This is a genomic window from Nocardioides sp., assembly GCF_031397825.1.
Taxonomy (GTDB): Bacteria; Actinomycetota; Actinomycetes; order Propionibacteriales; family Nocardioidaceae; genus Nocardioides.
Genome location: NZ_JANNML010000053.1, coordinates 1 through 11,656 on the forward strand (window position 1 = coordinate 1; position 11,656 = coordinate 11,656).

The window sequence follows — 11,656 nt, forward strand, 5'->3', positions numbered from 1 at the left end:
AGAACGCGGCGATCGACTACATCGACGGCCAGATCTGATCCAGGTCTGACCCTCGCAGCACCCGCAGCACCCGACGGCCCCGGGATCGAGAGATCCCGGGGCCGTCGTGCGTCCGGGGACGAACCGGCCGGCCCTGGACGCCGCCAGCGACGCCAGTGCATCAGCAGGCACCACCCCAGGGCACAGCACGACGCCCGCCTCCTGTCCGGTCGAGACCGGGCGGGAGGCGGGCGACGTCGGCGCTCAGGACGCAGCGGCCCCGAGGGTGCCGAGGTAGAGCTGGATGACCTTGGGGTCCTTGGACAGCGACGCCCCGGTGCCGGTGTAGGCGTTGCGACCATGGTCGAGCACGTAGCCGCGGTCGCAGATCTGCAGGCACCGACGCGCGTTCTGCTCGACCATCACGACCGACACCCCGGCCCGGTTGATGTTGCGGGTCTGGACGAACACCTCGTCCTGGAGCACGGGCGAGAGCCCGGCCGACGGCTCGTCGAGGAGCAGCACCGACGGCGCCATCATGAGCGCACGTCCCATGGCGACCATCTGCCGCTCGCCGCCCGAGAGCGACCCGGCCCGCTGCTTGCGGCGCGTGCCCAGGGTCGGGAACAGCTCGGTGACGAAGTCGAACCGCTCGGTGAACTTCTTCGGCGCCTGGAAGCAGCCCATCTCGAGGTTCTCCTCGATGGTGAGGCTCGGGAACACGTTGTTGCTCTGCGGCACGAACCCGATGCCGGCCGTGACCAGCTGGTCGGCGCGCTTGTTGGTGATGTCGCGGCCCTCGAGGGTCACCGACCCCGTGCGGACCGTGACGAGCCCGAACAGGGCCTTGAGCAGCGTCGACTTGCCGGCGCCGTTGGGACCGATGATCCCGACGAGCTCACCCTTGTTGCAGTAGAGGTCTGCGCCGTTGAGGATGTCGACACCCGGGAGGTAGCCGCCGACGAGGTTGTCGGCCCGCAGGATGGCCTCGCCGGCCGCGCCCAGGTGGACGTCGCGCTCGGGCGTGCTGCTGCCCGGCTTGGACGGGGGGTTGCTCATCGGTCCTCGCTCCTCTCGGCCTCGGCCGCGGCTGCGGCGTCGAGCTCGGCCTGCGCCTCGGACTCGAGCACGCTCTCGTCCAGCTCGCTCAGGTCGGTGTCGTGGTGCGCGCCGAGGTAGGCGTCGATCACGGCGGGGTTCTGCATCACGGTCGAGGGGGTGCCCTCGGCGACGATCTTGCCCTGCGCCATGACGATGACCCAGTCGGAGATGTCACGCACCCTGTCCATGTCGTGCTCGACGAAGAGCACGGTGCGACCCTCGTCGCGCAGCGACTTCACGTGCCCGAGCAGCGACTGCTTGAGGGCCGGGTTGACCCCCGCCATCGGCTCGTCGAGCATGATCAGCTCGGGGTCGACCATCAGCGCGCGCGCCATCTCGAGCAGCTTGCGCTGGCCCCCCGACAGCGAGCCGGCGAAGTCCTCACGCTTGGCGTCGAGCTTGAACCGCGTCAGCAGGTCGTCGGCCCGCGTGGTGTTGGCCCGCTCCTGGTCGCGCCACAGGAACGAGAACGCGGCCGACAGCATCTTCTCGCCACGCTGCCCGGTGGCCCCGAGCCGCATGTTCTCGATGACGGTCAGCTTGGCCAGGACCTTGGTCAGCTGGAAGGTCCGGACCATCCCGAGCCGGGCCACCTTGTAGGGCGGCACGCGCTGCAGCGACTTGTCGTTGAAGCTCCACTCGCCCGAGTCGGGGACGTCGAAGCCGGTCAGCAGGTTGAACAGCGTGGTCTTGCCCGCGCCGTTGGGCCCGATGAGCGCCGTGATGACGCCCCGCTGGATCTCGATGTGGTCGACGTCGACGGCCTTGAGGCCGCCGAACTGGCGGGTGATGCCGCTTCCCTTGATGATCGGGTCGGGCTTGGCCACGCCCGGCTCGGCCGCGATGGCGTCGAGGTCGGGACGCACGACGGCCCGGCGCTGGCTCGCGACCGGTGCTGCCTGCTCCGGGGCACCCGGGTCACCCGGGTCACCCTTGCTGAGGAACTCCTTGTCAGCGTCCATCGATCGCGATCTCCCGTCGGTCGCCGAAGATCCCCTGGGGGCGGAAGATCATCAGCAGCATGAGGCCGAGCCCGGTGACGATGAAGCGCACGAGGCTCGCCTGGGTGTCGTCCATGATGAACGTCGGCATGAGCGGGTCAGGACCGGAGGTGGCCTGGCCGAAGAACGAACCGAGACCAGCGATGAGGAACCAGAAGATCACGGCACCCGCGAGGGGGCCGAGAACTCGTGCGGCGCCACCGATGAGCAGGGCGGTGTAGGCGAAGAAGGTGATGTTGGTCGAGTAGTCGGCCGGGACCACGGAGGCCTGCTTCAGCGCGAGGAAGAGGCCCGCCAGGCCACCGAAGACGCCGCCGAGGATCAAGGCCTGCATCTTGTAGGCGAAGACGTTCTTGCCGAGGGAGCGTACGGCGTCCTCGTCCTCACGGATCGAGCGCAGGACACGACCCCACGGGCTGCGCATGAGGCCCCACACCAGCAGCAGCGAGAGCGCCACGAGGGTCCAGCCCACGGTGATCGACCACAGGTCGCGCTGGCTGAACTCGACGAAGCCGAGGTCGAGCGCGTCGTTGTAGGGGTTCATGGACTGGTAGGTGCTGGCGTAGCCCGTCAGACCGTTGGATCCACCGAAGGCGTCCTTGAGCTCCACCGACCCGAAGGCCAGTCGCAGGATCTCCGCCGTCGCGATCGTCGCGATCGCGAGGTAGTCGGCACGCAGCCGCAGCGTCGGGAAGCCCAGGACGAGGGCGAGCACCACGGGCGCCACGAGGGCGGCCACGATGCCGAGCCAGAACGGCGTCTCCAGGATCACGACCGAGACCGCGAGGCCGTAGGCGCCGACGGCCATGAATCCGGCCTGGCCGAAGTTGAGCAGCCCGGTGTAGCCGAAGTGGATGTTGAGACCGATCGCCGCGAGGGCGTAGACGATCGCGTTGGGCCCGAGCGCCTGGTTGAGGGCGGTCTTGAAGACCGTGCCGATGTCGACCGGGAGCGCGTCGGTCGCAAAGCCCAGCACCAGCCAGACGACCAGGAGGACGGTGCCGAGCACACCGAGCACGCGGCCGATCTGGGCGAGCCCACGACCCCGGTGCTCGTCGGGGGCGGCGTCGATGGCGGTGAGCGCCTGCTGCGCCTTCCACCACGCGAAGGGCGACGTGATCCCCGCGGTCAGTGTCAGGCCCGCGACGCCCAGGACCAGCGATGTGATCGCCGCAGGGTGAGGGCGCGCGGCGCGGACGACCGGAGCGGACTTCTGCAGTGGCGTGGTGGTCATGGTGTGGTGCTCCGTTCGCGGGAAGCAGGCTCTGGGCGGGGTGCGGGAGTCATCGTCAGCCGATCCGCTCGCGTCGGCCCAGGATCCCTTGCGGACGGATCAGGAGGACCAGGATGAGGACGACCAGGGCGCCGACCTCCTTGATGGAGGAGGGGACCCCGAACAGGGGGCCGACCTCGACCATGATGCCGATCACCATCGATCCGAACAGCGCGCCCCAGATGGTGCCCAGGCCACCCAGCGTCACTGCTGCGAAGACCAGGAGCAGGAGCTTGAAGCCCATCAGGAAGTTGACCTGGCTGTTGATCGCGAGGAGCACCCCGGACAGGCCCGTCAGGGCGGTCCCGAGGATCCAGACGGAGGCGATGACCCCGTCGACCCGCATGCCGGAGGAGGCCGACAGTGCGGGGTTGTCGGAGACCGCACGCATGGCCTTGCCGAGGCGGGTCTTCAGCAGGAGCACGCAGGAGACGACGATCGTCACCGTGGCGATCACGATGATCGCCAGCTCCTTGTCGGCGAGGCTGACCGGACCGTAGTCCGTGCGGGCCTGGCTGACGTATTCGCTCAGCGACTTGCGCGAGCTGCCGATCGTGTACTGGTAGACGTTGCGCAGCAGGAGCGCGAAGCCGATCGAGACGATCATCATCGCGATCAGACCGGTGCCGCGTTTGCGCAGCGGTCTCCAGAGCCCGCGTTCTTGCACCCACCCGAACAGTGCCGACATCAGGACCGCGGCCACACCCGCCAGGATCACCGGCAGACCCAGCCCCCGGTTGAAGACGTAGGTCATGATCGCGCCGAAGGTGATCAGCTCGCCGTGCGCGAAGTTGGTCAGCCCGGTGGTGCCGAAGATGAGCGAGAGGCCCAGGGCCGCGAGGGCGACGATGAGGCCGAACTTGATGCCCGAGGTCAGGCTCGTGATGAAGCGCTCCCCGAAGGACACGGTCGTGACCTCCTGGGTCCCGATCGGGAACAGGCCGCCGTTGGCACCGTCGAGGATCGCCCGCACCTCGATCTCGGACGCGACCGAGGAGGACAGCTCGATGCCGTCGGGCAGCGTCGCCTCGTCCAGGGTGACGGTGTAGATGCCGAGCGCCGGGATCGGGACGATGATCCGCCCGTCGGCGTCGGTCTCCGCGGAGGCGATCTCCTCGCCCGCCTCGCTGACGACCGTGAGCGTCACGCCGACCACGGGGGCGTCGTCGTTGTCCTTGTCGACCAGCCGCACCGTCACGTAGGGGCCGTCAGGCCTGGGAGCAGGCTCGCTGCTCGGGCTGGGAGCGGGACTCTCGGTCTCACCACCCGCGTGGGCGGCTGCCACGGGGAACAGCAGCACCATCAGCATGGCGAGCAAGGTCAGCAGGCGCTGTAGCACGCAGGACTCCCGTCAGTAGGGCGTCCGGTGACGCCCGTCCAGAGCGGCAGCATAGCCATCAGAGGACCCCGGTGGGGTCGACTCGGGACCCCACGCTTGGTAACGGTTCAGTCTCCGGCCGACATCGGGCCGTGCTCCACCACTCCGTCAGCGACCTGGCGCATCGACAGACGCAGGTCCATGGCCGTCTTCTGGATCCACCGGAAGGCTTCCGGCTCGGACAGGTTGAGCTGCTTCTGCAGGACCCCCTTGGCCCGGTCGACCGCCTTACGCGTCTCCAGCCGCTCCGTGAGGTCCGCGACCTCGGCCTCCAGCATGCTCAGCTCGGCGAACCGGCTCACCGCCATCTCGATCGCCGGGAGCAGGTCGGCCTTGGAGAAGGGCTTCACCAGGTAGGCCATCGCGCCGGCATCCCGGGCCCGCTCGACCAGGTCGCGCTGCGAGAAAGCGGTCAGGATGACGACCGGGGCGATGCGCTTCTCCGCGATCGCCTCCGCGGCGGCGATCCCGTCGAGGACCGGCATCTTGACGTCGAGGATGACCAGGTCGGGCTTGTGCTGCTCGGCCAGCTCGATGGCCCTGGCTCCGTCACCGGCCTCCCCCACGACCCGGAAGCCCTCCTCAGTGAGCATCTCGGCGAGATCCATCCGGATCAGTGTCTCGTCCTCGGCGATCACGACGGTGCGGCTCCTGGCGGTGCCGGTGGCGGCGGGGGCGTCCTGGGTCACGACGACAGGCTAGCCGCGCTCCTGTCCGGTGCGACGAGGGACTCGAGGAACTCCTCGACCTCGAGCCGCTCGACCCTGCGACGGCAGCACACCGTGGTGGCTTCCCGAGCGTTGATCACGGCGCGCGCGTTGCTGGCTGCTGCCCACCGCCACGGGTTCCACACGGGTGACCTCCCACCGCCGATTCCTCGTCCCGACCAAACTATAGTGATTTTATTGACTTTGTCTAGCAGTTACCCGGAGGGGCCGATCGGCTAGGGTTTCGGCCGGTCAGCCCCGGTAGACCAACGGCAGAGTCGATGCTCTCAAACAGCATTCAGTGTGGGTTCGAATCCCACCCGGGGCACGTGAAGCAGGGTTGTCGGCGCTGCCCGCTTTGCTGCAGACATGCACTCCGCATCCCGCCGCCGCCAGGCCGAGGCGCTGCTGGCGTCCGGCATGACACTGTCGGCCTGCGCTCGTCTCTGCGGGGTAGCCCGCTCGACATTGCGCACCTGGCGTGACGGCGGCCTCACCCCGCGCGCCTCCGAGTGCCCACGATGCGCCGATGTGCCCCTGCACCCCGAGGTCTACGCGGCCCTTCTCGGCTACTACCTCGGCGACGGCTGCCTGTCCCAGGCCCGACGCTGCTGGACCTTGCGCATCACCTGCGACGCGACGTACCCCGCGATCATCACGGAGGTACGTCGGCTCGTGGAGCTGACTCACCCGTCGGCCGCCACCCATCTCGTCCCCGCACCCGGGTGCGTCGTCGTGCAGAAAGCGTGGACGCACTGGACCTGCGTCCTGCCGCAGCACGGGCCGGGCCCCAAGCACGGCCGCCCCATCGTCCTGGAGGACTGGCAGCGTGTGATCGTCGAGGCGCACCCTGCGCCCTTCCTCCGCGGGCTCTTCCACTCCGACGGCTCACGCGTGCACAACCGCGTGCACCGACTGGTGGCGGGCGAGCTGAGGCACTACGTCTATCCGAGGTGGCAGTTCTCCAATCGCTCTGCAGACATCCGGGAGCTGTGCTGCTGGGCATTGGACCTGGTCGACGTGCCGTGGCGCCGGTCCAACCGTCACCACATCAGCGTGTCCACCCGCGCGGGCGTCGCCCGGCTCGACGGCCTGATCGGGCTCAAGCAGTGACGGCCACGCCCTCCCGGGGCAGGCACAGGAAGAAGGTGCGGGTGGGGAGGTAGAACGGCACCGAGGCCATGACGTCGTAGCCCCGCTCGTCGAGCATCCGGTAGAGCGCCTGGGGCCGCGGCCAGAAGGAGTCCTCGTTGCCCCAGGACGCGGTGGAGTGCGTCGCCTGGTCGGGCTCGCGGTAGTAGCGACCGCGGTAGCCCTGCGGTGCGACCCGCTCCGAGAGCGTCATGGGTGCCGGACGCTCGTTGGCGACGTGCGTGTCGAGGATGACGGGAACCCCGCGCGACCGGTCGAGCAGCGAGAGCTGGTCCTCGAGCGTGAGGTGGTAGAAGAGGCCCAGGCACGAGATCAGGTCGAAGCCGGACAGGTCGAGGTCACGGACGTCGGAGACCTCCCACGTGATCCGGTCGTCCTGGGGGAAGCGGTCACCGCGGGCGTCCTGCGCCGTCACCCGCCATCCCCGGTCGGCCGCCAGCTGGGCGAACAGGCCGTGCCCGGACCCCAGGTCGATCATCGAGCCTGTGGCGAACCGCGACAGCAGGGTGGCGAACCACCTCAGCCGGACATCTCCCGTGGTCTCGTCCGCTCCACCGTCTCGTCTGACCATCGACCGACCCTAACGCGGCTCAGCCCTGGCGCTTGTAGGCCGGGGCCACCTCGTTGATGGCATCGCCCATCCGATGGATGCGCAGCGCGTTGGTCGAGCCCGGGATGCCCGGAGGGCTGCCCGCGATGATGACCACGAGGTCACCCTCCTCGACCCGACCGATCTGCAGCAGCTGCTCGTCGACCTGACGCACCATCTCGTCGGTGTGGTCGACCGCCACGGTCTTGAACGTCTCGACCCCCCACGTGAGGCTCAGCTGCGACCGCACCCGCGCCTCGGGGGTGAACGCCAGCACCGGGATCGGGCCCCGCAGCCGCGACATCCGGCGCGCCGAGTCCCCGCTCTGCGTGAAGGCGACGACGTACGACGCACCCACGCGCGTCGCGACCTCGTCGGCCGCCTTGGAGATCACGCCACCACGCGTGTGAGGGTCCCAGTCGATCGACTCGAACTGACCGAACTCCCGTGGCTCCAACGCGTGTCGCTCGGTGGCCATGATGATCCGTGCCATGGTCTCCACCACGTGGATCGGGTGCTCCCCCACGCTCGTCTCGCCCGACAGCATCACCGCGTCGGCGCCGTCGAGGACCGCGTTGGCCACGTCGCTGGTCTCCGCACGCGTCGGCGAGGGACTCGTGATCATCGACTCCAGCATCTGCGTCGCCACGATCACCGGCTTGGCGTTGAGCCGCGCCTTCTCGATGATCTGCTTCTGCAGGAACGGCACGTCCTCGAGCGGGCACTCGACCCCGAGGTCACCGCGCGCGACCATGAAGCCGTCGAAGGCGGCGACGATCTCGTCCAGGTTCTCGATGGCCTGAGGCTTCTCGATCTTCGCGATGACCGGGAGGCGCACGCCCTCCTCGTCCATGATCCGCCGCACGTCCTCGACATCGGCGGCGTTGCGCACGAAGCTCAGCGCGATGAAGTCGACCGACAGGCCCAGGGCGAAGCGCAGGTCGTCGATGTCCTTCTCCGAGAGCGCCGGCACCGACACGGCCACACCGGGCAGGTTGATGCCCTTGTTGTTGCTGACCTTGCCCCCGACCAGCACCTCGCACGTCACGTCGGTGTCCTCGACGGCCGTCACCCGCAGGCGCACCTTGCCGTCGTCGATCAGGATCGGGTCACCGACGTTGACGTCGCCCGGCAGACCCTTGTACGTCGTCCCGCAGATCACCGCGTCACCCGGCACGTCACGGGTGGTGATCGTCCAGACCTGGCCGCGTCGCAGCTGGACCGGGCCGTCGGCGAAGGTCTCCAACCGGATCTTGGGGCCCTGGAGGTCGGCGAAGATCCCGACCCCGTGCCCGCTGGCATCAGCAGCCTCCCGGACGAGACGGTAGGCCTCCGCGTGGTCCTCGTGGCTGCCGTGACTCATGTTGAGCCGGGCGACGTCCATCCCGGCATAGACGAGCTCGCGGATCCGCCGTTCGGTGTTGGTCGCGGGACCCAGGGTGCAGACGATCTTTGCTCTACGCACGGACCTACCCTAGCGGTTCTTTGATCGATCCAAGGAGCGTTGATCGAGCGTTCGCCCACATGACGTCGGCCGAGTCGGCGCGATGGTGCAACCTCGGGGTGGGTCCCCGTGCAACATCGCGCCGACTCGGCCGTGAGCGTCAGACCACCAGGGGCCGGGCGGTCGGCGGGATCGGCGCCGGCAGCGTGGTCGAGCCCGTGAGGAACGTGTCGACACCGGCAGCGGCTGCCCGGCCCTCGGCGATCGCCCACACGATGAGCGACTGACCGCGCCCGGCGTCACCGGCGACGAACACGCCCGGCACCGACGACATGTAGGACTTGTCGCGCGCCACGTTGCCACGCTCGTCGAGGTCGACGCCCAGCTGCTCGACCAGGCCCGGCTTCTCCGGCCCGGTGAAGCCCATGGCGAAGAGCACCAGCTCGGCGGGGATCTCGCGCTCGCTGCCCTCGATCTCGGTCAGCTTGCCCCCCTCGAGGACCACGTCGACCAGGCTCAGGGCCCGCACGTTGCCGTGCTCGTCGCCGAGGAACTCCTTGGTCGAGACCGCGTAGACCCGCTCCCCCGCCTCCTCGTGCGCCGAGGAGACGCGGAAGGTCATCGGGTAGGTCGGCCACGGCTGACCGGCGGGACGTGCCTGCGGCGGCTCGGGCATGATCTCGAGCTGCGTGATCGAGGCGGCGCCCTGACGCGTCGACGTGCCGAGGCAGTCGGCGCCGGTGTCACCGCCACCGATGATGACGACGTGCTTGCCGTCGGCGCGGATCTGGTCCGAGCCGTCCGACGTCGCAGCCTCGCCCAGCGCCACGCGGTTGGCCTGGGGCAGGAACTCCATGGCCTGGTGGATCCCGGAGAGCTCACGCCCGGTGACGTCGAGGTCGCGGGCGACCGTCGATCCGGTGGCGATCACGACGGCGTCGTAGCGCTCGCGCAGCTTGTCGCCGGTGAGCTCGACGCCCACGTCGACACCGGCCCGGAAGACCGTGCCCTCGCGCTTCATCTGCTCGATGCGGCGCTCGACGTGCTTCTTCTCCATCTTGAACTCGGGGATGCCGTAGCGCAGCAGCCCGCCGATCTTGTCGGCACGCTCGTAGACGGCGACGGTGTGGCCGGCCCGGGTGAGCTGCTGGGCGGCCGCCAACCCGGCGGGGCCGGAGCCGATCACCGCGACCGTGCGACCCGAGAGCCACTCCGGCGGCTGGGGACGGACGAAGCCGGACTCCCAGGCCTTGTCGATGATCGAGACCTCGACGTTCTTGATGGTCACGGGGTCCTGGTTGATGCCGAGCACGCACGCGGTCTCGCACGGGGCGGGACACAACCGACCGGTGAACTCCGGGAAGTTGTTGGTCGCGTGGAGGCGCTCGATGGCACCCTCCCAGTCGTCGCGCCAGACCAGGTCGTTCCACTCCGGGATGATGTTGCCCAACGGGCAGCCCTGGTGGCAGAACGGGATGCCGCAGTCCATGCAGCGACCGGCCTGCTTGCCGATGATCGGCAGGAGGGCGCGCCCGATCCCGTCGGGGTAGACCTCGTTCCAGTCATGGACCCGCTCGTCGACCGGACGTCGCTGGGCGACCTCGCGGCCCTCCTTGAGAAATCCCTTCGGGTCAGCCATGGAGCGCCTCCATCATCGCGTGGGCGATCTCGTTCTCATCACACCCGTCGGCCTCGGCCTTCGCCTTCGCCTCGAGCACGATCCGGTAGTCACGCGGCATGACCTCGGTGAAGCGGGTCAGTGCCGTGTCCCAGTCGGCGAGCAGCTCCTCGGCGACCAGCGAGCCGGTCTCCTCGAAGTGCCCGCGGACCATCTGCTCGAGCTCGGCGGCCGCGTCACCGGTGACGGGGCCGAGCTCCACGAGCTCGCGGTTGACGCGGAACTCCTTGAGGTCCAGCACCCAGGCGACGCCGCCGGACATGCCGGCCGCGAAGTTGCGCCCGGTCTTGCCCAGGACGACCACCCGGCCGCCGGTCATGTATTCGCAGCCGTGGTCGCCCACGCCCTCCGACACCAACCAGGCACCGGAGTTGCGCACCGCGAAGCGCTCGCCGCAGCCACCGCGCAGGAAGACCTGCCCGCTGGTCGCGCCGTAGGCGATCGTGTTGCCGGCGATGATCTGCTCGTTGCTGTTGAACGTCGCCGCCCGGTCGGGGCGTACGACGATCCGGCCGCCCGAGAGCCCCTTGCCGACGTAGTCGTTGGCGTCGCCCTCGAGCCGCAGGGTGACGCCCTGGGGCAGGAACGCGCCGAACGACTGGCCGGCGGAGCCGAGGAAGGTCAGGTCGATCGTGCCCTCGGGGAGCCCCTCGCCGCCGTACTTCTTGGTGACCTCGTGACCGAGGATCGTGCCGACGGTGCGGTTGACGTTGCGGATCGCGACCTGGGCCCGGACGGGCTCGCCGCTCTCGATGGCCGCCTGTGCCAACGGCACGAGCTCGGTCACGTCGAGCGAGCGCTCCAGGCCGTGGTCCTGCGTCGTGGTGCAGCGCAGGTCCTGGTCGGGGAACGCACTCGTGTCGGGCGCGTGCAGGATCGGGGTCACGTCGAGGCCGGAGGCCTTCCAGTGCTCGACCGCGTGGGCGACGTCCAGCGCACCCACCTGCCCGATGGCCTCGTCGAGGGTGCGGAAGCCGAGCTGGGCGAGCAGCTCGCGGACCTCCTCGGCGATGTAGGTGAAGAAGTTGACGATGTATTCGGCCTTGCCGGAGAAGCGCTCGCGCAGGACGGGGTTCTGCGTGGCGACGCCGACCGGGCAGGTGTCGAGGTGGCACACCCGCATGAGGATGCAGCCCGAGACCACCAACGGCGCGGTCGCGAAGCCGAACTCCTCGGCGCCCAGCAGCGCGGCGACGACGACGTCACGACCCGTCTTGAGCTGGCCGTCGGCCTGCACGACGATGCGGTCGCGCAGACCGTTGAGGAGCAGCGTCTGCTGCGTCTCGGCGAGGCCGAGCTCCCACGGTCCACCGGCGTGCTTGAGCGACGTCAGCGGCGAGGCGCCGGTGCCGCC

General features: G+C 69.2%; 10 protein-coding genes and 1 tRNA gene. 2 read left to right on the forward strand and 9 right to left on the reverse strand.

Features of this window, described 5'->3' with window-relative positions; all coding sequences use genetic code 11:
• Positions 1 to 243: 243 nt before the first annotated feature.
• From RMN98_RS03965 to RMN98_RS03985, 5 genes are all read right to left on the reverse strand, one after another.
• Positions 244 to 1,038 (reverse strand): ABC transporter ATP-binding protein, encoded by a 795-nt coding sequence (locus RMN98_RS03965; RefSeq protein ID WP_309647500.1) that lies wholly within the window; start codon positions 1,036 to 1,038, stop codon positions 244 to 246.
• Positions 1,035 to 2,042 (reverse strand): ABC transporter ATP-binding protein, encoded by a 1,008-nt coding sequence (locus tag RMN98_RS03970; RefSeq protein ID WP_309647501.1) that lies wholly within the window; start codon positions 2,040 to 2,042, stop codon positions 1,035 to 1,037. The genes RMN98_RS03965 and RMN98_RS03970 overlap by 4 nt, the downstream gene beginning before the upstream one ends.
• Positions 2,032 to 3,315, reverse strand: a complete 1,284-nt coding sequence (locus tag RMN98_RS03975) for a branched-chain amino acid ABC transporter permease (RefSeq protein WP_309647502.1) — start codon at positions 3,313 to 3,315, stop codon at positions 2,032 to 2,034. Before RMN98_RS03975 ends, RMN98_RS03970 begins: the two co-directional genes overlap by 11 nt.
• Positions 3,316 to 3,370: 55 nt before the next feature.
• On the reverse strand, positions 3,371 to 4,693 hold the full coding sequence (locus tag RMN98_RS03980; protein ID WP_309647503.1) for an ABC transporter permease subunit: 1,323 nt from the start codon (positions 4,691 to 4,693) through the stop codon (positions 3,371 to 3,373).
• 107 nt (positions 4,694 to 4,800) lie between these two features.
• A complete protein-coding gene (locus RMN98_RS03985) occupies positions 4,801 to 5,421 on the reverse strand; it encodes a response regulator (RefSeq protein WP_309647504.1) in 621 nt (206 codons plus the stop codon).
• 273 nt (positions 5,422 to 5,694) lie between these two features.
• Between RMN98_RS03985 and RMN98_RS03990 the strand changes: the two genes are divergently transcribed.
• Positions 5,695 to 5,767 (forward strand) — tRNA-Leu (locus RMN98_RS03990).
• Positions 5,768 to 5,808: 41 nt separating this feature from the next.
• Positions 5,809 to 6,552, forward strand: a complete 744-nt coding sequence (locus RMN98_RS03995; protein ID WP_309647505.1) for a transcriptional regulator — start codon at positions 5,809 to 5,811, stop codon at positions 6,550 to 6,552.
• On the opposite strand, the gene RMN98_RS04000 is transcribed toward RMN98_RS03995, so the two are convergent.
• The 4 genes from RMN98_RS04000 to RMN98_RS04015 form a co-directional block, all read right to left on the reverse strand.
• Entirely contained in the window at positions 6,542 to 7,162 is a 621-nt protein-coding gene (locus tag RMN98_RS04000) for a methyltransferase domain-containing protein (protein ID WP_309647506.1), read from the reverse strand. The two genes, RMN98_RS03995 and RMN98_RS04000, sit on opposite strands and share 11 nt — an antisense overlap.
• A gap of 19 nt (positions 7,163 to 7,181) precedes the next feature.
• Positions 7,182 to 8,645 carry a pyruvate kinase gene (gene pyk / locus RMN98_RS04005; protein WP_309647507.1) on the reverse strand — a complete coding sequence of 488 codons (1,464 nt, stop codon included), beginning with the start codon at positions 8,643 to 8,645 and terminating at the stop codon, positions 7,182 to 7,184.
• 139 nt (positions 8,646 to 8,784) lie between these two features.
• Positions 8,785 to 10,263, reverse strand: coding sequence for a glutamate synthase subunit beta (locus tag RMN98_RS04010; RefSeq protein WP_309647508.1), 1,479 nt, complete (start codon positions 10,261 to 10,263; stop codon positions 8,785 to 8,787).
• Positions 10,256 to 11,656: glutamate synthase-related protein (locus RMN98_RS04015; protein WP_309647509.1), on the reverse strand; the 1,401-nt coding region annotated here is incomplete at its 5' end. The genes RMN98_RS04010 and RMN98_RS04015, both read right to left, overlap by 8 nt.

What these genes read in the sequence shown, in the direction of transcription:
- RMN98_RS04010 (WP_309647508.1), bottom strand. Translation starts at nt 10,263, where the DNA reads ATGGCTGACCCGAAGGGATTTCTCAAGGAGGGCCGCGAGGTCGCCCAG.
- RMN98_RS03995 (WP_309647505.1), top strand. Translation starts at nt 5,809, where the DNA reads ATGCACTCCGCATCCCGCCGCCGCCAGGCCGAGGCGCTGCTGGCGTCC.
- RMN98_RS03965 (WP_309647500.1), bottom strand. Translation starts at nt 1,038, where the DNA reads ATGAGCAACCCCCCGTCCAAGCCGGGCAGCAGCACGCCCGAGCGCGAC.
- RMN98_RS03970 (WP_309647501.1), bottom strand. Translation starts at nt 2,042, where the DNA reads ATGGACGCTGACAAGGAGTTCCTCAGCAAGGGTGACCCGGGTGACCCG.
- RMN98_RS04000 (WP_309647506.1), bottom strand. Translation starts at nt 7,162, where the DNA reads ATGGTCAGACGAGACGGTGGAGCGGACGAGACCACGGGAGATGTCCGG.
- RMN98_RS03975 (WP_309647502.1), bottom strand. Translation starts at nt 3,315, where the DNA reads ATGACCACCACGCCACTGCAGAAGTCCGCTCCGGTCGTCCGCGCCGCG.